Source organism: Candidatus Nitrospira nitrificans, assembly GCF_001458775.1.
Lineage (GTDB): Bacteria > Nitrospirota > Nitrospiria > Nitrospirales > Nitrospiraceae > Nitrospira_D > Nitrospira_D nitrificans.
Window position 1 is genome coordinate 119,215 of sequence record NZ_CZPZ01000031.1, and the last position, 26,267, is coordinate 145,481.

At 56.7% G+C, this 26,267-nt stretch carries 25 protein-coding genes and 1 pseudogene; 10 read left to right on the plus strand and 16 right to left on the minus strand.

The genetic code is table 11. The features are described from left to right. Window positions 1-10: 10 nt before the first annotated feature. From COMA2_RS14645 to COMA2_RS14665, 5 genes are all read right to left on the minus strand, one after another. On the minus strand, window positions 11-4,219 hold the full coding sequence (locus COMA2_RS14645; protein ID WP_090899786.1) for a PAS domain S-box protein: 4,209 nt from the start codon (window positions 4,217-4,219) through the stop codon (window positions 11-13). 302 nt (window positions 4,220-4,521) lie between these two features. Beyond that, window positions 4,522-5,526 carry a hypothetical protein gene (locus COMA2_RS14650; RefSeq protein ID WP_090899790.1) on the minus strand — a complete coding sequence of 335 codons (1,005 nt, stop codon included), beginning with the start codon at window positions 5,524-5,526 and terminating at the stop codon, window positions 4,522-4,524. A gap of 79 nt (window positions 5,527-5,605) precedes the next feature. Further along, window positions 5,606-6,481, minus strand: a complete 876-nt coding sequence (locus COMA2_RS14655; RefSeq protein ID WP_175304633.1) for a nuclear transport factor 2 family protein — start codon at window positions 6,479-6,481, stop codon at window positions 5,606-5,608. Between the two features lie 91 nt (window positions 6,482-6,572). Continuing rightward, on the minus strand, window positions 6,573-7,328 hold the full coding sequence (locus tag COMA2_RS14660; RefSeq protein WP_090899795.1) for a PP2C family protein-serine/threonine phosphatase: 756 nt from the start codon (window positions 7,326-7,328) through the stop codon (window positions 6,573-6,575). After that, window positions 7,325-8,116: a ribonuclease H-like domain-containing protein gene (locus COMA2_RS14665; RefSeq protein ID WP_175304634.1), complete on the minus strand. Its 792-nt coding sequence runs from the start codon at window positions 8,114-8,116 to the stop codon at window positions 7,325-7,327. Before COMA2_RS14665 ends, COMA2_RS14660 begins: the two co-directional genes overlap by 4 nt. 95 nt (window positions 8,117-8,211) lie before the next feature. Here COMA2_RS14665 and COMA2_RS14670 point away from each other — a divergent pair, with 95 nt between their 5' ends. From COMA2_RS14670 to COMA2_RS20535, 7 genes and pseudogenes are all read left to right on the plus strand, one after another. Then, entirely contained in the window at window positions 8,212-8,595 is a 384-nt protein-coding gene (locus COMA2_RS14670) for a cyclophilin-like fold protein (RefSeq protein ID WP_090899800.1), read from the plus strand. Window positions 8,596-8,600: 5 nt separating this feature from the next. Next, window positions 8,601-9,257 (plus strand): annotated as a pseudogene (locus COMA2_RS20795) (DUF507 family protein). Window positions 9,258-9,281: 24 nt separating this feature from the next. Further along, window positions 9,282-9,731, plus strand: coding sequence for a tetratricopeptide repeat protein (locus COMA2_RS14685; RefSeq protein ID WP_139077398.1), 450 nt, complete (start codon window positions 9,282-9,284; stop codon window positions 9,729-9,731). Between the two features lie 13 nt (window positions 9,732-9,744). Then, the gene (gene bcp, locus COMA2_RS14690; protein WP_090899812.1) at window positions 9,745-10,212 is read left to right on the plus strand and encodes a thioredoxin-dependent thiol peroxidase; all 468 of its coding nucleotides are present in this window, start codon (window positions 9,745-9,747) and stop codon (window positions 10,210-10,212) included. A gap of 60 nt (window positions 10,213-10,272) precedes the next feature. After that, entirely contained in the window at window positions 10,273-11,127 is an 855-nt protein-coding gene (locus tag COMA2_RS14695) for a hypothetical protein (protein ID WP_139077400.1), read from the plus strand. Window positions 11,128-11,502: 375 nt separating this feature from the next. Beyond that, window positions 11,503-12,738 carry a ComEC/Rec2 family competence protein gene (locus COMA2_RS14700; RefSeq protein WP_217490768.1) on the plus strand — a complete coding sequence of 412 codons (1,236 nt, stop codon included), beginning with the start codon at window positions 11,503-11,505 and terminating at the stop codon, window positions 12,736-12,738. Beyond that, the gene (locus COMA2_RS20535) at window positions 12,738-13,031 is read left to right on the plus strand and encodes a hypothetical protein (protein ID WP_217490769.1); all 294 of its coding nucleotides are present in this window, start codon (window positions 12,738-12,740) and stop codon (window positions 13,029-13,031) included. Before COMA2_RS14700 ends, COMA2_RS20535 begins: the two co-directional genes overlap by 1 nt. 302 nt (window positions 13,032-13,333) lie before the next feature. On the opposite strand, the gene COMA2_RS20280 is transcribed toward COMA2_RS20535, so the two are convergent. The 9 genes from COMA2_RS20280 to COMA2_RS14745 form a co-directional block, all read right to left on the minus strand. After that, window positions 13,334-13,507, minus strand: coding sequence for a hypothetical protein (locus COMA2_RS20280; protein WP_090899819.1), 174 nt, complete (start codon window positions 13,505-13,507; stop codon window positions 13,334-13,336). A gap of 290 nt (window positions 13,508-13,797) precedes the next feature. Further along, window positions 13,798-15,018, minus strand: coding sequence for a cyclic di-GMP phosphodiesterase (locus tag COMA2_RS14710; protein WP_090899821.1), 1,221 nt, complete (start codon window positions 15,016-15,018; stop codon window positions 13,798-13,800). Window positions 15,019-15,148: 130 nt separating this feature from the next. Next, on the minus strand, window positions 15,149-16,369 hold the full coding sequence (locus COMA2_RS14715; RefSeq protein ID WP_090899824.1) for an HD-GYP domain-containing protein: 1,221 nt from the start codon (window positions 16,367-16,369) through the stop codon (window positions 15,149-15,151). 150 nt (window positions 16,370-16,519) lie between these two features. Next, window positions 16,520-17,857 (minus strand): sigma-54-dependent transcriptional regulator, encoded by a 1,338-nt coding sequence (locus COMA2_RS14720; protein ID WP_090899827.1) that lies wholly within the window; start codon window positions 17,855-17,857, stop codon window positions 16,520-16,522. Between the two features lie 284 nt (window positions 17,858-18,141). After that, window positions 18,142-18,600 (minus strand): c-type cytochrome, encoded by a 459-nt coding sequence (locus COMA2_RS14725; RefSeq protein WP_090899830.1) that lies wholly within the window; start codon window positions 18,598-18,600, stop codon window positions 18,142-18,144. 257 nt (window positions 18,601-18,857) lie between these two features. Then, window positions 18,858-19,301 (minus strand): group I truncated hemoglobin, encoded by a 444-nt coding sequence (locus tag COMA2_RS14730; protein ID WP_090899833.1) that lies wholly within the window; start codon window positions 19,299-19,301, stop codon window positions 18,858-18,860. A 61-nt stretch (window positions 19,302-19,362) separates the two neighbouring features. Further along, complete coding sequence (locus tag COMA2_RS14735; protein ID WP_090899836.1) at window positions 19,363-20,316, minus strand: multicopper oxidase domain-containing protein; 954 nt, start codon at window positions 20,314-20,316, stop codon at window positions 19,363-19,365. Window positions 20,317-20,779: 463 nt separating this feature from the next. After that, entirely contained in the window at window positions 20,780-21,787 is a 1,008-nt protein-coding gene (gene queG, locus COMA2_RS14740) for a tRNA epoxyqueuosine(34) reductase QueG (RefSeq protein WP_090899839.1), read from the minus strand. Between the two features lie 15 nt (window positions 21,788-21,802). Continuing rightward, window positions 21,803-22,177 carry a hypothetical protein gene (locus tag COMA2_RS14745; RefSeq protein ID WP_090899842.1) on the minus strand — a complete coding sequence of 125 codons (375 nt, stop codon included), beginning with the start codon at window positions 22,175-22,177 and terminating at the stop codon, window positions 21,803-21,805. Window positions 22,178-22,273: 96 nt separating this feature from the next. Between COMA2_RS14745 and COMA2_RS14750 the strand changes: the two genes are divergently transcribed. From COMA2_RS14750 to thiE, 3 genes are read left to right on the plus strand one after another with little or no spacing between them, the layout of a single operon-like run. After that, window positions 22,274-23,386, plus strand: a complete 1,113-nt coding sequence (locus tag COMA2_RS14750) for a DGQHR domain-containing protein (protein WP_090899845.1) — start codon at window positions 22,274-22,276, stop codon at window positions 23,384-23,386. Then, entirely contained in the window at window positions 23,376-23,963 is a 588-nt protein-coding gene (locus COMA2_RS14755; protein WP_175304635.1) for an SRPBCC family protein, read from the plus strand. The genes COMA2_RS14750 and COMA2_RS14755 overlap by 11 nt, the downstream gene beginning before the upstream one ends. Before the next feature lie 5 nt (window positions 23,964-23,968). Further along, complete coding sequence (thiE, locus tag COMA2_RS14760) at window positions 23,969-24,643, plus strand: thiamine phosphate synthase (RefSeq protein ID WP_245631042.1); 675 nt, start codon at window positions 23,969-23,971, stop codon at window positions 24,641-24,643. On the opposite strand, the gene bioD is transcribed toward thiE, so the two are convergent. Further along, on the minus strand, window positions 24,594-25,346 hold the full coding sequence (bioD, locus tag COMA2_RS14765) for a dethiobiotin synthase (RefSeq protein ID WP_090899850.1): 753 nt from the start codon (window positions 25,344-25,346) through the stop codon (window positions 24,594-24,596). The genes thiE and bioD overlap by 50 nt on opposite strands. 98 nt (window positions 25,347-25,444) lie before the next feature. Next, window positions 25,445-26,221, minus strand: coding sequence for an SDR family NAD(P)-dependent oxidoreductase (locus COMA2_RS14770; RefSeq protein ID WP_090899853.1), 777 nt, complete (start codon window positions 26,219-26,221; stop codon window positions 25,445-25,447). Window positions 26,222-26,267 lie beyond the last annotated feature (46 nt).

A 26,267-nucleotide genomic window follows, 5' to 3' on the forward strand; every position in this document is an offset into this window, starting at 1 on the left:
AGGGGCTGTTTCACCCAGTAGATTTGGTCTTCCGTACAACGGCGAGTAGGAGTTGGCCGTCGAGGATGGGGAACAGCTGGATTGACCCCGCACCCGCATGAGTCAGCAGACGGGTCAATTCATCCCGCTCGTAGATATGCAATAAGCCGTGGCGAATGGCTTCACGCAGACGGCCGAGATAGTGAAGGACGATCTGGGCCGGAGACCCAAATCCGTCGTGGCCTTCGGCGAGCTGGTGACGGCGAAACAGCATCGAGAGGTCGGTGTGCGGTTGAAGGCAGGTCACGAGGGATGTCCCGTTCGGATGCAAGACTCGGAGCATCTGTCTGAGGCAATGAAGGGGTGAGGAAGTGAAAGAGAGCGAGAGATGGCAGAGAATGCGCTCAATCGATCCGTCGGCGAAAGGAAGCGGTGCATCCCAGTCCGTGCGCATCCAGCTTGTTGCCATCAATTGAGCAGTTGGGACGGCAGCTCTGAGCGTGCCAGGCAATTCTTTCGCAAATGTATGGAGATGCTGTTCTGCAAGTCTCAGTGATTCGGCAGATTGGTCCAACCCGACATAACGGAGAGGGACGGTCGCTTGTCTGCTGTGATGTGCCGACCGATAGGCTTGATTGGTCAACATAAGACGGACGAAGTTTCTTTGGCCGCAGCCGATATCGAGGACAGTCATACCTGGTTCAAGGGGAAGGAGCCGTCGATATAGGTCATTGGTCATGGCCGAATAGTCCGGCAAGTGTTCGAGTTGAGACAGATGAGCCAAGTGAGCTCCCCACAAGGCGCTGCGTGTGGCCTGCGAGATGTGGTACCGGATGCGGATCCGTTCATGCTCCAACTGCCGTTGCTGAGACACATCGTGAATGTTCGGTTCCTGCCTCTGAGCTGAGGGATGACCGTCGATCATGGGCGTGGAGATCATCTTCATGATCGTCTCAAAGGCTTCAACGCGGCGCTCGCCGTCGCGGGATTCTCCGGACAGGTCGTCCGGCAGCGATACGACGGATAGGGCGGTTTCCATGGCACGAACAGGCACACGTTGAGGGCCGAAGATGTTTTCAATGGAACGGTTCTTTCCGGGAGAGGCGAGGGTCATCGGCGGAGTGACCAGTTGAGCAAGATCAGTCGATAACGAGGCTACATCGACATACTGTCCGGTGATCGCATCGTCGACAAACTTGTCGAAGTCGACATTGAGGCCCCAGAGATTGACGACGCCCCACCGACGGCCTTGCCGGTAGGTTCCAACGACATCGGCGTGAGTGATAGTGGAAAGAGCAGTTTCTAGATCGAGGACCGGATTCAATAAGAAAAGCCGATCAGTCGCTCTGCTCTGGGCCAGGACTTTCACCGTTACTCGCGCAGCAATGTCCTCGGAGAGGAGAGTCACCGGAGCGGTGGGCCATGTGGTATGGACAAGGTCCAAAACGCTCTGGAGATCTGCCTGCATGCTGCTTAAAGTAAAGTGCAGGACACTGCCTTCGCTTTGGCCGACATGGTTTGAGTGGTCATAGCGAAGCACGCGCAAATGGTTGACAGCGAGATGAAACGAGAGTGAGACGAAGTCAGTCTGGGTCGATCCGAATCCGGGGATCACGATGATGATCGGGGCATCGGGTGAAACCTGATGGCGAGCATGGTCGGCCGTCACGGCAATAACTTGGCCGCGTGTATTGCGGCACTCCCATCTGTCGCTGACGATGAAGGAATGGCTGTCTGGGGCCGCAATGTTGAGGGAAGAGCCGATGTGTTGTGCAAGCACACGGTTGACTTCTCGTTCTACGAGCGGCGCCGGTTGAAAAAAACGGATGCCGATGCGCTGTCTCGGTTGGGATGGAGCCGGTGTGAGCTCGGATGGAACGGTTGAATCGGGCGCGAGATAGACCATGCGGCCGGTCAGAATTGCGTCTGGTTGCTGTAGCATCGGTTGATTGTGAGTGCCGATCGAAGAGAAATGAAGCGTAAGTACCTCCTCGGTCATTTTCAGGAACGGTTCTGCGAGCAGGCAGACACCGCCTCTGCTGAAGTTGATGACGAGGCCCGACAGACGTCCGGCCGCAGCGGTAGAAGTTTCTATACGGACCGGCAGCGCGACTCGAACTCTCATGGTCTCACGATGGTCTGTACCCAGCAGGCTCGCTTCGGTACAGGCCTCTGCCAGATCGCTGGGCTTATCCATCGGTGGAAATTGAGCTTCGACCGTTATGGCAAGCGCGCGCATGCGTGCTTGCTCGATAAACGACGTGAGGATCTTCCCTTGGCTTTCATTGAATGCGCTGAACTCGAGTGCGAGACGTGAGGTGCGCTGTTCGATGCCGCTCAGGCGGGGAGTTTCTCCTCGGTCATACGCGGTGGCATCCAATTCCACGATACTGACGACGGTCTTGAGGATCAGATAGACCGGCTGTTGCTCAACTGAGGGGACGATACCCTCGATCTCCAACAAGGCTCCGCTCGGGCTCAAGTCGACCATGATGCCTTCGTGTAGCGTGTTGCCGATGGTAATGCGCGCTGGGAGGTCGACGATGGTCCGAGTGTATGCGCGGCGCTCAGGCAACGGCTCCGATGGTCGGATCGAGTGGATGGGGGGGGCGGTCGGCAAGGTGTGCGCCGGAGCCTGAAGAATCGCCTCGGCAGTCCGCTCGGCTGTCCCACCCGCTGAAGAAACGACGGAGGGCACAGGCACAGTGGGACTGTCCGGCAACGGAGATGGTTCCACCGGAATCCGCACCGTGAGCGACAGAAAGCCGCTGAGCGGAGCCCGAAAATCCCAGCGGCCTCCGAGTCGCTTGATTATCCCATAGGCCTCAAAGAGATCGCCGGTTGCTGCTTGGAGGGTGGGTTTTTCAACAGTGGGGATGATATCCGTCTCTTGGATGTGAATTTCGAATTCGGTGACCGTGGCTTGTGGAAGCGAGGCGGTCCCTTGGTCTACGGAGGGGTCGTTTGAACTGGCGACCCTGGTACTGACTCGTAATCGATGTGGGGTTCCTATAGCAGCCATATAACGGTGGGCATATGAGAGAAGCATGCGAACGAGATCGACCATGGAGTCGACGCTTCCGGTAAAGGGCGGAAGGTCCTGTCCATATACCAGTTCAATCCAATCAGTGTTCACAAGGGATGGTTGAGCGGAGGCCACGACGGCCTCGATGATGTCATTGATGGTGTCTCGGCCAATAATGATATTCGTCGTGGTCTGGGCGAGTTCGCTTCCTAGATCGACGGCTTCAGCGGCATACGTCGCGAGCGAATCGACTTGTTCGATCAGGCGCGCATCACGGATGGTTTTGAGCAGGAGTTGAGATTGGACTTGTATCGCATGGTGGGGGGCACGCAGAGTTTTTGATAAGGTCGACACGCGTCGAGCGATCGCGAGCAGTCGATCGGATTCACGAAGTTGATGCTCAAGCTGGTGAATGGTCTTGGCCTGCCGGCGGTCTTGTGAAATATCGCGCAACAGACCCAGCGTTCCCAGATATCGGCGATTCACATCATAGAGCCCTCTTGCGCTGATCTCGGCTTTGACTCGAGTGTGGGCAGGTTTGCCGGAAGAGGTCTTGCGGATGAGGTCGATCTCTATACGCTGGGCGGCTCGCGGCCCTGTTCTGCGGTCGTTGAAGCGATGGCGAGCGAGATCCTGTTGATCTGAGGGCACGACGGCGGAGTAGGGAGTGCCGAGCAACTCGTCTTGCCTGTAGCCCAGCATGTCGGCGGCGACCGGGCTGAGTTGCACGAATCGTCCTTTCCCGTCGAGTTCATAGAATCCATCGCTCAGCATTTCGATGAGACGGTCGTGGCGTTCCTGCGTCTGTTGGAGCGTCATACGGATAGCGCGTGTTTCGATCGCGCCTTTCGCACACACCACGAGTTCGGCGAGAAAGCCCGGAGACTTTTTGTAAAGGACAATGTCCGCACCGGACCGAAGCGCATTCGAGGCGGTGGCGGAGTCGCCATGATCCGTTTGCACTACGAGCGTGGCATAGGGGACAAGTCGCTTCAGTTCCTGGAAACTAGGCGTAGCGCGCGGGGCGATCACCCCCTCATCAATTACGATGAGCTGCCATAATGCCCGATGTCCCCACTGAAGCGCTTCCTCCAGTGTGTAGACCGCTTCGACGCGGCAGTTTGGAAATGATCTCCGGAGGCCGAGCGTGGCTAGTTTGATTTCTTCGGCGATCGCATTGACGAGGAGGATGGTAACAGGCTCACTCTGCGGCATGGCACGATTCCCGTGTTTCTGGGCAAGCCTGCACTTAGAGAGGTCATTTTGCGGGGCTGCGCATATTGCCGCCGCGTGTCAATGAATCAACTCAGCCATAACACACTGCTCAATGCGTCAGTACGGACAGTGTGATTGTGATACCACAAGTGGCGGCGAGAAACCCAGATTGGTAGCCGGTTCTTTCGTAGGGGAGCGGTGGTTACGAAGCTGGTTGAATGAACAATTTTGGACGCTGGGGAAACTATGGACCGCTTGCAGGCCTGCAGGATGGTTCTTGTCGGCAGGCCTGCAAGAGGAGATCAGTAGGCGGCGGCAGTGTTACCCTGTTCCGAGCAGGCACCCGGCGTCATGTACAGCAGGTAATTGCCCATGCCATGTTGGAGTTCAGCTTTCTGAAGGGGATGATGGTGTACCATCACCATTTCATAGTCATCTTCCTTGGTGATCGGGAATCCCTTGCCGTCTTTATACACTTGATGAGGTAGGAATTCGCGGAGCGTTCCGTCCCGCTCCACATCCGGCACAGTCCGGAGGAGTGTCTGTTTTTTTGTTTTATTTTCCAACGCAATCATGAGCAATTCATCGTGACCGTGTGGATAGGCGTATTTGACACAGCCGTCCATCCGAAACTTCAATGGTGCCGTATGGACTTGGACTCCTTGCCTGATTTCGATCCCTTCGTCCGTCTGATCCGCAGGCCGATCACCGAACTTAGTGAAACAGACGATGTTGACGCCGACCTGATAGATATCCATTGCTTTGACCGGTTTGGCCTTCGGCGCAAAGTACATTGTAAAGGTGGCGATGACGTCCTTCGTGGGAGGGGCCCCGTGATAGAACGCGACCACCGTCATTAACTTATCGGTTGCCGAAAGTTGGACGCCGTATCCATCGGGGAATTGGGTTTCCGACATTTCGAGTCCGGCCCCACCGAAGAAGAGCGGCTCACCGGGGCAGGACACGCTGGGCTTGGTGTTGTTGATCATCAAAATATGATGCAGGTAATTTCTCGGCAATTCCTTCCCGTCGACTGTGGAAAGGGCCGATTTGAAGCCGATCAAATATTTGTCTTCCGGCAACTGGAAATTGAATCGCGGCATGGAATCGCCCATATCGCCTTCACCATGGCCGGTCGGAAGGTCGATGGGGCCGAAGGTTAAAACAGCGGTGTTTTCTCCATAGGTGATTTTTGAGCCCACCTGTTTTTTCAGGGTGGGAATGGCGTGATGCTCATGCCCCCCGTCGGCGTAGGCCGATGAGATCATGAAGAAGAGAGAGAAAAACAGAGTGAGGGATCTGCGCATAAGACCTCCAGAGGAAGTGAAGCGGTGATGTTTGAACCGGACTCCGATGTCTTGGTATGACTGGAAGCAACAGGCCAGCTCATTGGCCACTGGCTGGTGATGAGGTCACCTTCTTCCAGTGATAGGTGCCGCCATGTTCCTTCGGTGGAATATTTTTCCTCGTATCGACCCGCGTGTACCACCAAATTCCCTTCGCCTGCGTGCCGTCTTCCGACAGGAGTACCTCAAACCCGCCTTCGCGATCGTTGCCGGGCTGGTGCCAGGTGCCTTGCCACAGTCGGTTCTCGATTTTTGTCGTGGTAAACCGTCCGCCCTGTTGCGTGTAGGGGCCGTTCCCGCTCTTATCGAGCGTCGCCTTGTAGCGTTTGTCGTCTTCGACTTCGAGAATATCCCATTCCCCGCTCACATCCGGCAGCGCGACAGCCGCGCTGCTGACGAGCTTTTGCGACCCCGCAGCCGGGGACGGCGAGGCAAGAGGTCCCCCAGGTTGAGCCGATCGGAACGATTCGTGCCACGACAATAATTGCCAACGTCCGGCACGCCGTTCGAGGACGCCGGTTTCCCTCAAGGGCAGGACCGTGCGCTTCACGGCGGATCCTTCGCCGACATAACGAGTATAGTCGAGTTCCATCGTAAACCAGGCCAGGTCGCCTTTCGTCCAGACTTTGAGCTCCGTAATCGGAATCTCGATCTTTTGGGTGTTGATAAATTCTTCACGCATTTCCCGTTCAAACTCAGGCCAGCCGATGTATTTGCGACCACCGACTGTGTAACTGACGATATCGGCATCGTGGGCCATGAGGCGAGACAGTGTCGGGAGGTCTTTTTCCGCGTTGGCCCGGACCATTTGACGAATGGCCGTTTCTGGATCGAGTGGGTCACCGGCGCTCGCGACCGTAGCAAAACCGATCAGGAGCAAGAGGCTTCCACAGGCGAATGATCCCCGACGGGGCATAAGAGTCTCCATGCGCATGACAAGGTTCAAAAGGTTAGAATGATCCGAAAAGCTACACGGCCTGAGGGGCCATGTCAACAACGAAGTAGAGTCAAGCGGAGCGCGGGGCCACCGCAATCACGGTGACGTTATCTTCGCCTCCCCGATCGAGCGCCGCCGTGATGAGACGGCGGCAGATTTGAGCCGGGTCGGGCTCACCTGCAGCGAGCAGGGTGCGGATATCCTCGTCCTCCAACATCTTGGTCAGCCCATCCGAGCAGAGCAGGATCAGATCCTCCGGCAGGAGCGGATAGGCCGTGATGGTGGGTTTCACCGTCAATCCCACTCCTAAGGCGCGTGTCAACACATGTCGTTCCGGATGAGTTTTGGCCATGTCTGCCGTGAGGATGCCGCGCTCCAGGTATTTTTCGATCAACGTATGGTCTTTAGTCAAGGGAGTCAATGTGCCGGATCGAAATCGATAGGCGCGACTGTCGCCGACATGGGCGAGGTAGGCAATCGGAGCGGGACCGGAGACGATCGCCAGGATCACGATGGTTGTGCCCATCCCTTTCAGCTTGGATTTTGATCGAGCCCGATTGAGGATCGCATTATGTGCTCGGCTGATCATGTCTGTTAACACATCCACGGGTGAGGCTTGACCGCCAGAAAGCAGACCGCCCGCTGTTCTTGCTTCGGCTTGTACGGTGGCGATAGCCGTTTGCGCGGCGACTTCACCGCCGACATGCCCGCCCATTCCATCTGCGACGGCCCAGACACCTGCCTCATCGAGGATCGCGAACGCATCTTGGTTGACGGTGCGAACGTGTCCGATCTCGCTCCGACCGGCGCCGATCCAGGTGCTCATTGGGAAGAGGTCGGTTGAAGGGTGGTCGACAATAAGGACGGCCCGAAGCGCGACACCATGTCCTCATAGAAACGGTCGGCAAGGTGCACGAGGTTTTCGGTATCCGCTCGGTTGTAGCTCAAGAGAGTCTCACGGGCGATTGTGTCACCTCGGCGCCACTGGAACCACAGGCGAACCGCATCCAATCCGTCGAGGCCACTGATGGTTGCATCGCGGTCGATCCCCATTTCTTGTTCGATGCGCTTCAGCCCCCCGCGTAACGAAAGCCGACGGGCGACAAAGCAAAGGTCGACGTGGAATAGGGGAAATCGGAGATTCGGAAACTCGGCACAGAGGTAGGGGACATCGAAGACCGATCCGAAAAAAGTCACGAGGAGGTCACACTGGTCGAGCTCCGCCTGCAACCGCTCTGTCGTCAGATTTTCACCGCGAACCAGGCTTGTCGTTGTCCCTCCGCGATGAAGTCCAACGACTGTGACCGCTCCGGATTCGGGTGATGCGCCGGTCGTTTCGATATCAAGATACCCGGTCCGAGAGCGGTAGGTGTTGTATAGTCGCCAATGTTCTCGACGCGGAAGGCGGGAGCCAAACATATGAAGCTGTTCCCTCGCTACCAGCGATTGCGCCTCGCGGAGCTCTTCATCATACCAGTTCTTGCGTTGTTGAGAGAGGCCGGCGACGGACGGTCGATCCAGGAAACTTTGCCAATCGAGCAAGCCCTCTTGCCACCAGCGCCGTTCCGTGACTGGTCCGATACCCGGGAGGAAGATGAAGCTGGAGGTCAGCATCTCGCGGATTGTAGCCTTGATTTCGTATAGGAGACAAGCTACAGTTCGCAACATCGCGAAGAACGCAGTGAAGAAACGGGTGGGCCATCGATCGCATGACCGCGCCGGCGAAACGAATTCGTATTATCATTGGCGGAGTTCGGCTGGAAGCGGAACTCAGAAAGACGAAGACGGCAGACGAAGTGTATGCGGCGCTTCCGGTCACGGCTGCGATCAGCACGTGGGGAGAGGAATTCTACTTCCCGATTTCAGGAGTTCGCGACTACCGGGAAACCGCGACGACCCAGGTGAAGGTCGGAGACATTGCCTTCTGGGGCGCCGGGAAGGTTTTGGCGATCTTTTTTGGGCGAACTCCCATGAGCGTAGGGATCGATCCGGTTCCGGCTGATCGCGTAAATATCATCGGGACGATCATAGGGGATGCGACCAAACTTCGGCAGGTCATGGATGTCGCGACCATTCAACTCGAACCGGTGTAAACGTCATGCGGCTGTCCAAAGAGCGTGTGCGGCATATGGCCGAGAACCTCATCGGTCGTCTCCACGAGGAAGGGCACATCGAATTCATCGGAGACCGGAAGGGGTTCGTCGAGGTATTGGATCAGGCCATCACGCATGAATTATCCGTTGAAGATCGTGTGAATGCGGAAGTGCGGCAGTTGCTGAAGGCCTACGAACAGCAAATTGCGCAAGGGCAGGTCGATTATCAAAAGATGTTCCAGATGGTGAAACAGAAGTTGGTTCGTGAGCGGGGAATTATTTTGTGAAGGTCATTGGGCGATGATCATGGGTCATCGGCGAGAAACGAATTGGTTGTAGAGAGTTTTTCCGGCCATTGACCAGTGCCGAGTGACCATTGACTTGGACCCAAAATGTTGAGCGAAGACAAGGCGAACCATCTGGCACATGTCATCCTCACAGCCGTCAAGAGCTATACCGGAGCGAAAGTTACGGGCAAGGATGAACGGGTATTAAAAGCGATTAAACAGGTAGTGGTCGCTGAGTTGATGCAGGAACAGGAGATCGACCGAAGGGTGAAAGCCAAGTTGGCATCGTATTCTCGAGGGATCGTTGATGGAAGCGCGGAGTGGGATATCTTGTATCGAAAAACCTTCGAAGAAGAGACGCGCAAACAGACGTAGGTCTGACCGTCGAGGTTGTTTTACATGAGAAAAACCATACCACTATTGGCGATGTGGGGTCTCGTGTTGTTGCTGGTTGGGACGACGGCCTGTATGCAGAAACGCAAACCGCTTGTACCGCTTGCCCTTGATGGCGAGGTCAAGGCTCAGGCCACGGCGCTGACCGACCAAGGAACGCAAGCCTATCAGGCGCAACAGTACGAGGAGGCCAAACGGTATTTCGAGCAAGCCGTCGCGGCGGCTCCGCAATCCGGGCCGGCCCATTACAACTATGCGTTGGCCTTGAACGCACTGGGCGATTCAGCAGTCGCCAGACAGCATTTTCTGGAAGCAGCCAACCTGTCTCCCGGAGACAAGACCATCTGGGACTCGCCGGCGCTTTCAGCGTATGGGAATCCCGAGAACAAGAACCGCACCAAGGATCGTCCCTATGGGACCCATCGGCCGAACTTCGGCGGAATGCCGAGATATTGAAAAGGATGGATCTATGAGCAAAGAACTTGCGGTCGGAGATAACGCGCCGGAACTTGCGATTCCGGACCAGCATGGGAAATCCGTGACCTTGAAGAGTTTCAAGGGGAAACAGATCGTCCTCTACTTCTATCCGAAAGACGATACCCCGGGCTGCACGAAAGAGTCCTGTGATTTTCGCGATGTGGAGTCGCAGATCATCCGGGCGGGAGGCGCCATTGTCGGAGTGAGTTTGGATGGGAAAGAATCGCACCAGAAGTTCATCAAGAAATTCGGACTGCCGTTCCCGCTTCTCAGCGATGAAGATGCGGCGATTTCCAAGGCCTACGGCGTGTACAAAGAGAAGAACATGTACGGGAAAAAGTACTGGGGGATCGAGCGCAGCACGTTCGTCATCGATCTCGAAGGCAAGCTCAAGGCGATCTTTCGGAAGGTGAGCGTCGACGGCCACGCGGACGAAGTGCTCAAAGCCCTGAAAGCCTAGCGTCCACACATCAATTCGTGATCCGTTCTTTTCTTGGCCGGTAAGGCGATGCGGCAGACCATGAGCCAAACCCGCGAAGCCTGTTTCGCTCTCTTCCTTCTCATCGTTGTCTCACCGAGTCTATTGTTCGCCGCGGAGAAAAGTTCCGCCGCGATTCTCGTCAGAGACGCGCTGACGGCTCCGGGCCAGGCAACCACCGTAGAAGCCAAACTTATCTCGAAACGACTCATGCTCATTGCCGCATTGGGCGGGGAGCCACTTGAACTCGTGGTGGATGGGAAGGTTGTCGCCACGGCGTTGACCGGCGGTGATGGCCGGGCGTTCTTCACCTATACTCCAAAGGCGCAAGGTCTCGCGCCGGTCCAAGTCCGCGTCGGCAACAGCCCACGAGTCGACCAGGCGGAAGGCCAGGCGAATCTCGCGGTGTGGGAGAGGCGGCAGCCAATCCTCGTGATCGAACTGTCGTCCTTGATCGAGGAACCGACGCCGAGTCGAATCCCTCCCATCGGAATCATCCTTGAATCGGAACGGAAACCGATAGCCGAGGCAGTGAATGAGCTTGGGAAGCTCACGCAGTTTTATTACAAGGTTGTGTATGTGGTGAATGTACCCGTGGGGATAGACGGATTTCAGCGGAGCGCAGAGGTCAGGGATTGGTTGAAGAAACACAAGTTTCCAACCGGCTATGTGTTGGCGCTGCCCGCTGACACAATGGCCTTGGGGACAAAGATTGACGAGCTCCATGCCTCGGGCTGGAAGACCATCAAAACCGGGGTCGGCCGATCCAAAGCATTTGCCGAGGCATTTCTGCAGCGTCGTCTCGACGCGATCATGGTGCCGGAACCCGCGAAGGGCGAGGCGCCGCGCAAGGCCAAGGTGGCGAAGGATTGGAAGGATGTGAGGAGGAAACTGTAGCAGGTGTCCCGATTGGTTTAGCGCAGGTGTTGGAATACTTCGATGCACCTCATCGGCCTCATCGCCCTACCCAGCAAGCGGCCTTCGGCTTCTTCAATCAAAACCTTGTCATGGATACAAGCAGGCCATGGCCGACGGCGTCAACGTCAACTACGACGTGTACGCATCCGCATCGCCATTACCGCGGGCCGCTCCAAGGTTGAAGCAGATGTGTATGTCCAGCGATCGGAGAACAACCCTCAAACTCTCTCCCATTGAACGGAAGCGGCCGAGAAACTGATCGTCAGCCGCGATGAGCTTCCGGATACCGATGGAGAGCGGGCGGGATCTGTTCTCGATAAATGTGAGATTGTTCCTTAGCGGAGGAGGGTGTGTATGGGTAAGAAATGCGTTCTCAATGTAGATCTGGCAGATGTGTGGGAGCAAAAGGGTCGAAAGAAATTTATCCGGACGGTTGCTTGGGGTGACGAAGTGTCGGTTGTGAAGGAAACCAGCAGCCATATTGAAGTCGGCACGACGGTCTTTCGCCAACGATCGGATGGCAGTATCTTGCCGGAATCCATCACGGGCTATATCGAGCCGAGCAAGTCCTCCGGCATCAAGATCGAGACGATCACGAGGCCGCTCAAGGACAACAGGGTGCTCAAGGTCAATGTCGTCGATGTCCAGCAGGGAGACGGCACCGTCATTGAATCTCCGGATGGAAAAATCATCCTTGTCGACGGCGGCGACAACCAAATGTTCGCTCGCTATTTGGCCGGCCGCTTTCGTGGCACGACGATCACGAACCCCCGGGAAGTCGAGTGCATCATTGTCACCCATGGAGACGCCGACCATTTCGCCGGCCTCACCGAGATCTTTACGTCGGAAACCAACAAGGAGAAGCGAAAGAGGCTGTTCATGCAGCCGAAGCGTGTCTACCACAACGGCATTGTCAAACGCCCGACCACGGTCAACAAGATGAATGTCCCCGAAACCAAACAACTCGGCCCAACCAAAACAGTGGACGGCCGACTGTTCCTCGTCGGCTTGGAAGACGATCTCCTGGCAGTAGCCGATGCGGACATGAACGAGCCGTTCCGGAAATGGAAGCAAGCCCTGTCTCAGTACAACAGTAGAAAGAATGTCGAGATCCGGCGATTGCAGTTCGGCGACGACAACGCCTTTGCCTTTTTCAATAATGGAGACCTGCGAATTGAGGTGCTTGGCCCCCTCGTGACCACCATGAGTGAAAAACCGGCATTGCGATTCCTCGGCAATCCTCCCAAGGGGCCAAGAATCGGTCATGAATCGTTGAGCGTCAAAGAGGCGGGCTTCAAAGGACATTCGGCATCGCACACGATCAACGGACACTCCATCGTCTTTCGCCTAATATATGGAGGGTTCAGTTACCTGTTCTCTGGTGATCTCAATGACGAAGCCGGCCGGTTCCTTGCCCGTGAGCACAATCGCGGCAGCCTCAACCTGAAATCGGAAGTATTCAAAGCGCCTCATCATGGTTCGGCCGATTTTTCCGGGGCATTCTTCCAGGCTGTCTCGCCGGTCGTGAGCGTGGTCTCGAGCGGAGATGAAACGCGAGGAAAGAATACATCCATCCCCGGGCGACATTGATGGGGGCGTTAGGAAAATGGGCAAGGGGCCCTGAGCCGCTGATCTTGGTGACGGAACTGGTGGCCTTCTTCAAAGAAGAGAAGTGGTGCCGTTCCGTGGATGACCAGGAATATAAACGACGCGGCCCATTTTACGGATTCAGCCGTACGTCCTATGGAATCGTGAAGACACGCACCGACGGCAAGCGACTCTTCGTGTATACGGATAGCGGTAACATCAAAATGAAAGAGGCCTATGCCTACAGGCTCGACTCCTCAGGGGCGCCGCAGCCGGCCGAGGTAATACGTGCGTGACCGATAACGATGAAATGGTTAATGGCTAAATCGTTGTCGTCATACTCCAGTGAAGAGTCCTCTGTGACGGGGCTCTTCGCGCCGTGATTGAGAGAACCGCATAGATTCATGGAAAGCAATCGTGCGACGCCTCGCCTTGATCACGAGATCGGACGGTGTCAATCACCGCATTCAACTCCACGACTGACCAGACCGGATAGTTGCCGACGGCTTGGATAGACCGTTGGATAGGATCCCGCTAGCCAGCCGTGGCTGCCGCTCGGTCCCTGCGGGCTCGAGACCAGGTCCCGAGCAGTAGGATCCTACCGGGTGGCGACGGTCTGTGACTCTCGAGCCGCCAGACTCTTTCTTCGATTGTTGGAAATGGTACGGTCGATGATCGCGCCGCAGTTGAGGCATTTCCATGCATAGAAGACCAGAAAGAAATCCGAGAACCGCTCCAACATCAGCATCCCGTTACATTTCGGACATTCCATCGATCCCTCCTCGGTGGTTGTGTGCACAGCTGCTGATGAACTCAAGCAAGAGCCGCGCCACATGGTCCCCATGTCGGTAGTGCAAGGATTTGACGAGTACGTAGTTACGCGGGGTACGGAATGTTCAGAATATTGACGGTGCAAGAGGGCTCAGTCCGTCAATATGTTGTCGGTTTCTGTTCAAATGGGGTCGGGAGTCTTTGACGATGTGGTTCTGTCACGAGATCTCGGAAATAGGTGTTGATAGCCGCATGATTAAAGTTGCGAATGTATTCCTGCGGCGAGAGGGCTCATGCCGCTTTCTTGTCGAGGTAGTCGGTCGGATCAATGCCGGACCGCCGGGGATCCAGAATGGCTGTGATCTTGCGATGCGGTGTGGCTATCTGTGCGACCAGGTCCAGCTCATAAGGCTTGGAGAGCAACGTATTCCCCGCACTTTTGACCAAGAGCACCACCGGCGTCAGCGGCGCATGGTGGTGGATCTGTTTGACGATGGCGACTTCTCCCGTATTCAACTCCACGACTGAACCTGCCGGATAAACCCCCACCACGTGGATGAATTGCTGGACCAAGGTGGCGTCCAAATGTCCCTCCAGCGCCAAGCGATAGAGAAACCGTAGAGCCTCATGCGGCACATGTCCCTTGTGGTAGCAGCGATCGCTGGTGATCGCATCGTAGATGTCGACGACTGCGGCGATGAGGCCGAATTGGCTGAGTTCGCTTCTGACTCGTCGGTGTGGATACCCGGTGCCGTCTACCCGTTCGTGATGCTCGAGTGCGGGGCGTAGGTAAGAATCACCCAATCCGGTAGTCGTGGTGAGCACCTCCACTCCCCGTAGGACATGCTGCTTCATGATCTCCATCTCATGCGGTTCAAACCGGCCTGGTTTGTTCAGGATTTCCGGAGGGATCTTGGTTTTTCCGATGTCATGCAGCAACGTGCCGACTCCGATCTGATGCAGGGCGGTTCGTTCAAATCTCAGAGCGCGTCCCAGGGACATGGCCAAGATCGAGGTATTGATGGAGTGGTAGAAGGTGTATTCATCGAACTTCTTGAGTCTCGATAAGCTGGTCAGGGCATCGAGATTTCTGAGCACGCTGCCGGTCATGTCGGAGACGACCCGATTGACTTCATTTATATTGATCGCCCGTCCAAGCCTTGTGTCATGCATGGCGTTCTGCACGATCGTCTTGGCGGCGTGATACACGCGCCTGGCCTCCGGCAGTTCCTCCTCGAATGGGATAGGGGGAGGGACCGATGCCGGTTCTTTTGCTGCCGCGAACAGGGGATCCGTGGCGATGTCCGGTTCCGCTTCCGGCGTATCCGGAATGTCCTCCGCGTCGAGATTCACCACCAGCGTTCGTACTCCGCTGGCTTTTAATTGCGCGATTTGCTCGAAGGATGTGACCGTCATTCGGTGTCGAAAAAACGGTGTATCCAGCCAGGACCGATCTAACTTGTCGATCCGCATACCCGGCTGTAATTCGTCGATGGGGATCCGCTTTTTCATGGCAACAGGAAGGTGAATCGGACTCTCCAGTACACGATATCGGACCCTCTCTTGCAAACCTTGAGACTCAAGGAGGCGCAGCGGTGCCGTGTCGCGCGGGCGAGCGAGGCTCGATGTTCCTATGACGGACTTATGCGGCTTTCTTATCGAGATAGAGGGTCGGGTCAAGGCCGGCTTGTTGAGGGGAGAGAACGGTCGTAATGCTCCGACGCGGCGTCTCCGTTTGCCCGGAGAGATCCTGTTCGCGAGGGCTTGAGAGCAGGGTATTTCCCGCGCTTTTCACGAGGAGCACGACCGGCGCCAATGGCGCCTCATGGTTGATCTGTTTGACGATGCCGGTCTCGCCTGTAGTCAACTCCACGACCGACCCGACAGGGTAGACTCCCACGACCTGGATGAATTGCTGGACTAATGCCGGGTCAAGATGGCCTTCGAGCGAGAGGCGATAGAGCAACTGAAGGGCTTGATGCGCAGGTTGCCCCTTGTGGTAGCACCGATCGCTCGTCATCGCGTCATAGATATCGACGATGGCCGTGATGAGGCCGAACTGGCTGATGTCTTTCCGAGCGCGCCGATGCGGATATCCGGCTCCGTTCACCCGTTCATGGTGCTCAAGCGCGGGCTGGACGTATGAATCTCCTAAGTCGGTCGTGCCGGCCAAGACCTCAACCCCCCTGAGGACATGTTGCTTCATAATCTCCATCTCGTGCGCTTCAAACCGGCCGGGTTTGTTCAGGATGGCGAGGGGCACTTTCGTTTTTCCGATGTCATGCAGCAAGGTGCCGACTCCGGCTAAATGCAACATCGACCGGTCGAATCCGAGGCTCTTGCCCAAGGACATGGCCAGCAGGGCGGTATTCACGGAATGATAAAAGGTGTATTCGTCGAATCGCTTGAGCCTCGACAGACTGGATAAGGCGTCCGGATTCCGAAAGACGCTGTCGGTCATGTCGGTCACGACCGCCCTCACGGCCTCGACGTTGAGCGCTCGTCCCAGCCGCGCGTCATGCATGGCCTCTTGAATGACGGTCTTCGCAGCCTGATATACCTGTCTGGCGACAGCCAGCTCTTCTTCGAAGGGGACAACCGGCGGCGCCGACACCGATTCCTCCACGACCGGGACATTGGAATCGTCGGCAAGACTCTGCTCCGGTGCCGGCGCTTCTCGGACCGCTTCCGCATCAATGCGGACGACCAGTGTCCGGACTCCACAGGCCTTCAGCTGCGCGATTTGTTGTGGCGAGGTGATCGTCATTTTGTGCCGAAAAAAAGGCGTGCTCAGCCAGGAGCGATCGAGCTGTTCGACCAGCATGCCCGGCTGTAGTTCGTCGATTCCGATTCGCTTTGTCATAGGATCAGTGGGTGGCGTGGCTCCTTCTGCTCCGGAGCACTATCGGTCTGCCGTCAGCAAATCTTAAGGCGCACGCGACTGCACCAGAGCCCATATGACGGCGCCAACGCGACCGGGGTGGATGTGGTGGCTGAAGCGAGGGATGGTTCTTCAAGACAGGTGATACTTCGCCATGCGGTAGCGGAGCGTATTGCGGGTCATCTTGAGAAGACGGCTGGCTTCCGAGATATTGCCGGATGCCTTTCGAAGCGCTTCTTCGAGCATGCGCCTTTCCATGTCCTGAAACGACAGTCCGAAGGCCAGCAACGACGGCTTGGGACTTTGGTTCGGGCAAGTCGTTGAGGAAGCGGTTCGCACGGATGCCGGTAAATGGGCAGGCTGAATAGTCTCTGCCTTGCATGTGATGGTCAGCCATTCGACGACATTGTGGAGCTCGCGGACGTTTCCAGGCCAATCGTGGCGTTGAAGCACGGCAAGGGCTGCCGGGTCGATAGCCCGAATGCGGCATCCGCGCTCCTGTGTGGCTCGCTCCAAGAAAAGCAAGAGAATCGGTTCGATGTCTTCGAGCCGTTCGCGCAGCGGTGGAATGCGCAGCTGGTACACGTTCAGCCGATAGTAGAGATCGAGGCGGAAACGACCGGCTTTGATGTGGGCGAGGAGATCTTCATTTGTGGCGGCGATGATGCGGATGTCGACCTTGTGGCTGCGGGTATCGCCCAAGGGATCGATCGTGTGGTTTTCCAGCACACGGAGGAGCTTGGCTTGAGCGGCCGAACTCATTTCTCCGATCTCGTCGAGAAACAATGTTCCTCCCTCCGCCAGTTGGAATCGTCCTGGTTTGGCCCGCTTGGCGTCGGTAAAGGCTCCCGATTCATAACCGAATAACTCCGACTCCAAGAGATTCTCCGGAATGCCGGCACAATTCAGCGCGATCAGCGGGCCTTTGGCTCGTGGACTATAGTGGTGAATCGCCTCGGCAAACAGTTCCTTGCCGGTTCCACTGTCCCCGGTGATGAGGACGGTCGCATCCGTGACCGCCACTTCTTTGGCCAGTTGCTTCATGAGATTCATTTGCGGCGAGACACTGATGATGGATGCGAACGGATCGTGCGGCGACGAGGATGGCGCTGGACCGGGATGGTGAAGGGCGCGGGTGATGGCGGGCAACAGATCCTCAAGCAGAATCGGTTTGGCTAGGTAATCCGCGGCCCCGGCGCGCATGGTTTCTACAGCGTCTTTGAGGGAATGGCGGTCTCCGATCGCAAGGAGGGGTGGGGAGTGGGGCGCCTGACGGGCATATTCAAGGAGGGGCGCCAGGGTATGGGCATTCCCCTCGGCAACGACCAACGTGGGTGAAATATCAGACCAGAGAGCGAGTCCTCCAGCTATCGTACCGGCTGCGTGAATGTCGGTTTGAGGCGAAGCTGCGTGGAGGAGTTGCTTGAGCTCGGAGTCTTTGGAGATGAGTAGAAACGTGTGAGGGTTCATCGGAAGACTCCTTTGTCCAGAGCTCCTGTAGAACCATCGAAATCAACAATAGCCTATACCTTTTTATGCAAAGAAAGAAAGGGGGGTGAGACAACAGAAGGCACGCCGACAGTCGACGGTGGCGTGGACGCTGAATCAGCGAGGCCTTGTCATGAATGCGAACGTACGGTTCAGCTTCTTGCGCGGCACGCTTGGCGGCTGAGGGTAACGAGAAAACGGGCCGTCAGTCGAAATTCTTGACCGACAGCCCGTATCCATATCGCAGAGTGAACGTCCTTCAGCCGCTAGTCCTTGTCCTTGCAGAAACTTCGTTCGTAGGCGATGATCGTCCAGGCTTCTTCCTCGGTGAGCACGCCGCCCTTTACGAGGGCCGGCATACCGGTGCCGGGACTTCCATTCTTCACAACCCAGAAGAGTTCCCCGTCGTTCCGCTTTTTATGGAACTTGCAATTCGTAAGGTTTCGTGGACCTGGCGTGAGCAGCATTCCACCCGCGCCATCGCCCTCGCCACCCTGACCATGACAGTTTGCGCAGGTGCCCTTGCCTTCATAGAGCTCCTTGCCCTTGGCGATGATGTCAGGAGTTACGGTGATCGGGCTCTTCACTTTTCGCGCTTCCCCACGTTCAGCGTCCGGAACACGCGGCTTCAGTGGGTCGGACTCGGGGCCAGACCAACCTGCCGTACTCCACAAGGCAACGGCGATGAAACTACACAACGTCACGATCAAACGCTTCCCTCTCATGGTTCCTCCTTGGTGATTGCCACTGATGTCCTGCCGGATGGCTACTCGCGCCCCGTGCGCCGAGCCGCATCAAAATCGATACATGATAACATTAACATTGTCCTAAGTGGCAGTGCCCATGTCTGGTGGAAATAAGCAGGTTCAGCGCTTGAAAGAAGGTGGGTCTACCAGCATGAGGACCTCGTCAGCCAGGACCGGTGGGCCCTGGCTGACGGAAGCTAGCGGGTGACTCGGACAGTGGTCACCACTGCGCGTCGTTATGGAACTTCGACAATATCGCTCTTCATCGGTCCGAGGACGGCGAGCAACTCGCCCTTTTCTTTCGCCGGCACGTTGAAGGTATCCAAGGCGCTGACCAAGTCTTCCACGAGCGCGTTGAAGGCAGCGGTGGTGACCTTCATGCCCTTATGCGTCGTCTTCATATCACGGCCCGAGTAGGTGCAGGGACCGCCGCTCGCCGCGCACACCTGCTCGACTAAGAGCTTGTTGAGCTTCTTGAGGTCGGTCGTCGCGAAAAAGCCGTTGATGCGCTTGTCTGCGCCCACATTGCCGATGAACTTGGTGACCACGGCTTGAATAGCGCCCTGTCCGCCGAGCCGCTCATAGAGCGACGCATCCGCGGCAAAGGACGTCGCGCTGCTCAACGTCCACGTGGCTGCTATGGCCACTACCATGCTCATAATCTTCTTGCTCAATGACATATCGTCTACTCCTTTGTGTGAGAATGAATTGACTGCAAGACCTCCGTACCCCGCTCATTCATTACGGGTTCCAGGGGGTGTTCGGCATCAACTGACCTTTATAGTCTTTTGGATTTTGGTTGGCGATCACCACGGCAATCGCACCACGCAAGGCGCCCGTTAAGGAGTGGGTCACCACTGGATAGGCTCCCGGCGACTCCGCGATCATATCGAAGGTGGCTGCGCTGCCCGGACCGACCACATAGGTCTGGACGCCGACGAACTTGTTGGCCGGATTGCCGCTTTCATAGACGTTGTCCCAGATTTCGGCGATCGGATGGAGCGCGGAAAACTCGTTCGGACCGGCGTTCACGAAATAGATGCGTACCCGTTCACCGACCTTGACTTCCAACGGCTCTCCCCCCGGGAAGAACGGATGGTACTTGAAGATCCCGCCGTTGAAAATCGTATTGTCCCACTTCCGGTCGAACATCGCCTGCACGTTGTCCGGATTCTTCCAGAACTCTGACTGGACCAAGACGAATTCACGATCAGCCTTCGGCCACGCATTGGCATCCTTCGGATCCACGATGATGGCTCCGAACATGCCACGGGCGACGTGCTGGATCATGGGGCCCGCGCCGCAGTGGTAGAAAAACACGCCGGGCTTCTTCGCCACGAAGGAGAATTTGTGTGTTTCGCCCGCTGAAACGGTCTTGTGGTAGTTCTTCAAGAAGTCGAGCTCGGCCGCATGAAAGTCCATCGAATGGGGGAAGGTATTATTCTTGTCGCCGATCAGGGTGAAGTTGACGGTATCACCCTCTGTGACCCGGACGACCGGGCCCGGCATCTGACCGTTAAAGGTCCAAGCCTTGTATTTCGTCCCGTTCCCGTCGATGACGATTTCCGTTTCCATCGCTGTGAACGTAACATCATGGACCTTCGCCCCTGCGGACCCCGGCATGGTGATACAGCCGCTGGCCCCCAAGAGAACGGCAAGTCCTAATGTAGCTGTGAGCACACGAAACCTCTGCATAGTAGCCTCCCTTTAGATTTTGATGGAACAGAGACGCTGCACTGACGAGCGTGGCGAATTGATCCCCCTCCCACCCTTCGTCGACAAACGCCCAGTGAACTATGTACCAAATTCAGAAGAAAAAATACAAAGAAAAAATCCGGTTGCGTGCTCAACTGGGCCTAGATGGCCTTGGCTCAGCCGGAGCCGAGGCCATTTGGGATCGTGTACAGCACAATACATTCCGCGCGAGTTGTGATGGAGGTGGATAACTATAACTTCTGTGCGAAGTGAATGATCTATCAGGTAGTTAGTAGCGATTGTGAGGCACTGTCGGGAAGATATCGATGTCGTGAATCAAGCCGTCAGGGTCAGGGAAAGAATCGAATTAGATACATTTTGTATCCAATTCGATTCACTCAAAACGCTCTCCACGTGCGTAAGGGACAACAACTCATGTGTGAGGAGGAAAGGTGTGGAATGGTCACGAGGGCTTCAAGTTCCGTTGCGCGATGGCGACGTTCCGGAGAAACCCCTGGTGTTTTGCGCGTCGAATCGGGCTGTGTTGAAAAACCGTGGCGAAGGTCCGTTCATCCAGCTGAGACAGTTCGTTGAGGCGAGGCGAAAGGCTCCAGCGTGAAGGTTGAAACGCCTGTTCCTGAGTCGGCTCGGCTCGGAGATTGAAGGGGCACACGTCGAGGCAATCATCGCATCCGAATATTTTGTTTCCCATGCCACCCTGCAACTCATGAGAAATGGCGGTCTCATCACCCCGCAGTTCGATGGTCAGGTATGAAATACAACGAGTGGCATCGACAACATAGGGCTCCGTGATGGCTCCGGTGGGGCAAGCCTGAAGGCAGAGCGTGCAGCTGCCACAGAGGTCGGTCGCCGGCTCATCAGCTTCCAGCTCCAATGTGGTCAAAACTTCTCCCAGCAGCAGCCACGAGCCATGCTCCGATGAAACGAGATTGGAATGTTTTCCGATCCAACCCAGGCCCGCCTGTTCGGCCCAGGCTTTCTCCATGATGGGGCCGGTATCCGAGTACGAACGGGTTTGAGCGCCGGGCGCCATCCTATGAATCGCCTGTTCCAGTTGCGTGAGCCTGGAATCAAAAATCTTGTGGTAGTCCTTCCCCCAGGCGTATCTCGCGATGCGGCCATACCCAGGTTGTTCATTCGCGCGATGCTCAGTGAGGTAGTTGATCCCCAGGGAGATGATCGACCGACAGCCGGGAAGCACCAGGCAGGGATCGGCGCGCTTGTCTGGAGCCCGTTCCATCCAGGCCATGGCGCCGTGATGGCCTCGCTGGAGCCATTCGGTGAGGCGGGTGAAGAGGCGTTGCGTGGCGGAGGTCTCGGACTGGGGCGAGGAATGTTTTTGATGGCCGTCGGCCGCCGACCCTGTCCGTTCGCGGGACACCTGCGTCATCCCAACCGCGTCGAATCCCAGCGCGCGGGCTTCTTGTTTGATGGCGGCCGTGAGGGACATGGGATATCCGTGAACTTAGTGTTGGGTCGAGCAATCAAACCGAACGCTGAAGTGGGCCGAACATCGGACCGATCGGCATCGGTCGCAGGTGCCGACGATGGTTGTCTTCCAATCGGTCTTGGTTTCGTCAAACCGGCACTGCAGGCGGCCGCCTTTCGAGATCGTGGTCCAGGGGCGCTTGGTTCCGGGAATGGAGGCGACCAGGCATCCTTGTGGAAAGGGAACGTGGCAAGGGCGTCCGGTTTCACCTTTTTCCATCGTGAAGCTGCAGGAGAGTTCCGTCGTGGCGGTTGAGTCTTCCGAGTCCTGCGCGCCGGCGTCGGAGGACATCACGACTCCCGGCATCAGAAGTGAGATGAATAGGGCAAACTTGCACCATTGTGAGATCATCGGTGTAGGATCGTAGCACAGGAGCTTGTCTTGCGGCCATGGAGAGGGCCGCGTAGAATCCTCCCGCCGGCTTCTATTCAAACCAATGGAGGCGCCATGCTCGCGACGCGGATCACGCAAAAAGAAGGCACGTTCTATTTCATCGCCTACAAAGCCAGTGAGCTGTTGAAGAAGGTCCGGTTCACCAGCCGGTATTATTTCGAGGGTGAAGAGATCGCACAGGCCAAGATTTCCGACCATGACGACGTGGCGCAGTTTATCGCGGGCATCGAGCGGAGCGAGAAGGGATTCCAACGGGTCTTGAATCGGCAGAAGATCAAGCAGATCGTCAATTTTTACGAGACCGTCGTGGCCCAACCGATGATTCCAGGCACCGTGCTGCTCTTTACCGACGAAACCCTTCGCTTCCAAAAGACGGACGGCTCGGATTCGATCGGCCACTTGAGCGAGCCGAAAGGAAAATATCTGGTGATCGACGGGCAACACCGTCTCGCCGGGCTTCACTTCTTCCACGAGAAACATTCCGATCAGAGCGCGCAGGTGGAAGTGCCCTGTTTGTTGTTCGACGGACGCAGCGCCGATTTCGCGACCGAGATGTTCGTCATCATCAATTCGACCCATACGCGAATCAACCGGTCGCATTTGGTCGACCTCTATGAGAAGGTCTCGTGGGAAAGTCCTGAAAAGAAATTCGCCGCCAAGGTCGTGAACCTCCTGTACGGCGAGCCGGACTCGCCGTTGCGGTACAAGATCAATCGCCTTGGGGGACGGAGCAAACAGGAAAAATGGATTCTACAGTCCGAGGTGTTCAACGAGCTGTTGAAAGTCGTGACGGTCCATAAGCACTGGATGGAGTCACACTTGGGGATGAAGCCTGATCGCTGCTACGCCTTGGTGCGCGACTATCTGAAGGGAGTGAAGGAGGTCATGGGCGAGGTGTGGGGACAGAACGAGCGGTATATGTTTACTCGCGATGTGACGCTCAAGGCGCTGATTCGAGTGTTGGACGATGTGATCGTGGATCGCAAGCTCATCAACGACTGGGATGAACAACGCTCGCACAAGCCGTTTGCCGAGATCGTCAAGCCCTGGGCCCCTTTGACGAAAGAGTTCCGCGCCGACGGCTTCTACGAGCGGTTTCCCGCCAAAGGACAACTTGAACGGGTGCGGAAGATTCACCAACGGCTGTTGGATGCGATTGTCGGATAGACGAGCTCCGGCGTCACAGAGCCTCGTCCTCTGGTTGGCCGTCCCTATCCTTCTATCCATGTCCCCATGGGAGGTAGATGCTCGGGCCGCGGCTGATGCGGACGGGTTGGAGGTGAAGACGGAGTCCGGCGGGGGAATCCGCGCGACGGCGCATCCGCTTTTCCCGGCCAAGCCGGAAGTGATACAAGCGTTGTTGGCGGATTACGCGCATTGGCCGGACCTCTTCGAGGTTCAGATGAGAGTGGCTGAATTGAACATTCATGAGGGGGTGGCCACGATCGATCTTCGCATCGACCATCCGGTGATGCCTGGTGAACGCCGGTTGGTGACGGAGTCCAGGATCTTGCCGAGCGGTGGTCTTGTGACCGACCTGAAGGGCGGTGACTTCAAGCGCTATCATCGGGTCTGGAAGCTTCAGCCGGCCGGGGAGGGGGATCACACGCGCGCCGAGTTTGAACTCATCGTCGAGCTGGATTCGCTCGTGCCGAATTGGGTAGTCGCGATGGTCACGCGGCAAGAGTTGGCCACCCACTTCCGTATCGTCAAACAGAAGGCGTTGGAGCATTCCAAGCGGTAACTGAGATGGTTCACCTTTCGCGAGAAAAGAATCCTGGCGCATCGGCACTCGCCGGCCTGTATATCATTCTGGATCCGGCGGTTTGTCCCGAACGTCCGCTTGTCGATATCCTGAAAGTTTCCGCAACAGCGGGTGCCAAGATCTTTCAATACAGGAACAAGACTGCATCGATGAAAGTCGCGTACGAAGAGGCCTTGCCGCTGCGGAAAACGGCGCACGAGCTCGGCGCGCTGTTCATCGTCAATGATCGATGCGATTTGGCGCTGGCGGTGGATGCGGATGGTGTGCATCTCGGGCAGGGAGACTTGCCGCTCAATCTCGCGCGAACGGTCATGGGGCCGGAAAAGCTGATCGGCGTTTCGACACACAATCGAGAGCAAGTGGTGGCGGCGGCTATTGATGGACCAAACTATCTCGGGTTTGGGCCGATTTTCACGCCTGGCTCGAAGCTGGACCATGATCCGGTCGTGGGTCTGCAAGGGTTACGAGCAATCCGTTCCCTCACGGAACTCCCTATTTTCGCCATCGGGGGGATTACAGCCGATCGCACGGCGGATGTGATGCGCGCAGGAGCCGATGGAGTGGCGGTGATCTCGGCGATTCTGAAGGCGCCGGATATTTCGCGGTCCGTCAACGACTTTGTCTCGCTGGTCTCGCTACCAACTTCGCCAGGTTCTTAATGGCGGCAGATCGGGCAAGATGCGTGACCGTTGGGCGGAAACGGCCCGGCAGGCCTGGTTCGTAAGGGAGTGGGCCGAGTACCGGTACGTCGGCTTGTCGGCGGAGAATTTCAATAGTCGATCGCTCTTGAACCCGTGCCAGGGCCGATCTGACGGAATGCGTCCGATTCAAGACCAGGGCGACGATATGGATATGTTTTCGACGAAGGGCTTCGATGGTCAGCAAGGCATGATTGATTCCTCCCAACCCTGACCGTCCAACGACGACGACCGAAAGGCGCAACCGCTTGATCAGATCCATGACGTTCGAGCTGTTGGTGACCGGCACATGCACCCCGCCGATTCCTTCAACCACCATGCAGTCATACCGGCTTGACAGGAGTCGGTAGACTTTCTTGATGGTGTCCGGATTGATGGTCTGTCCTTCGGCTTGAGCCGCGGCAAGTGGAGCGACCGGCAATTCAAACGGATAGGGACAGATCGCTCCCGCTGGCTCTTCGCTTTCCATGATGGCTCGTAGCCGGGCGGCATCCGACTGAGTTTCCCTTCCTCTCGAGACCCCTGTCTCGATCGGTTTCATCACGCCAACCGTCAATCCCCGTTTCTTCAGATGAAGGGCGAACGCTGCCGTGACCAACGTCTTCCCAACGCCTGTATCGGTACCGGTTATGAAGACTCCGTGGTTCATCGGGACTTCCAACATTCGTCGCTCGTCGTTTGTCTCTCGTATCTCGCAACCCTGACATCACTGGTCATTAGTCAATGACTGATGACTAATGACTTATTGATTCACGCTTCACGTTATAGGTTCCTGCTGTCGCAGTTCCACACCTGTCCTGATATGTCCTTGAGTTGGGTGAGGTGGACGATGGTCCCCACGACTTCGTCGAGAGCCGCCGGCCGGTGTAGGGCGTGGTCGAGCCAACCCTGTCCTTCTGGAAACAGGCCCTCGGTCAAGCCGGTCTTTTGCCAACCCGGCAGTACGAGATTGACGCGAATATTCTTGGGTCCCCATTCCAGCGCGGCCGTTCTCACGAGTCCGATCAGTCCGGCCTTCGACGTCGCGTAGGCGCTCTGACCGGTTGCCCCATGGAACCCTGTGTGGGACCCGAGCACAATGATGGAGCCTCCGCCGCGAGCGAGCAGAGTCGGCGCCATGGCTCGCAGGCAGTGAAATGTCCCTGTGAGATTCGTGGCGATGACGTTATCCCAGATCTCGTCTGCATGACGCGCGAGTAACTCGCTCTGTCCGATTCCGGCGTTGCAGACCAATGCCAATGGGCCGGAGGTACAGCAGGAGAAGCGGTCGACCATGCGTCGAACGGATTCAGCTTCTCGAATATCGGCGGAGTAGGGGGCGCCGCTGCCACCATCTTTGAGGACGTGATTCAAGGTCGCTTCGGCCGCCGGTTTATTCCGATAGTAATGGACTCCCACGTACCATCCGATTTTTCCGAAGGCGTGACTGATCGCGCGCCCGATCCCTCCGGATGCTCCCGTAATGAGGACAGCCGGACGATCAGACTGGTTCGTCGATCGATCCTTCGCGGGAGGTATCGGCGGGATGGGAGGTTCCATATCGGACAGAATTATGCGGGGAGAAGCGGGCCAAAACAAGCAGGTA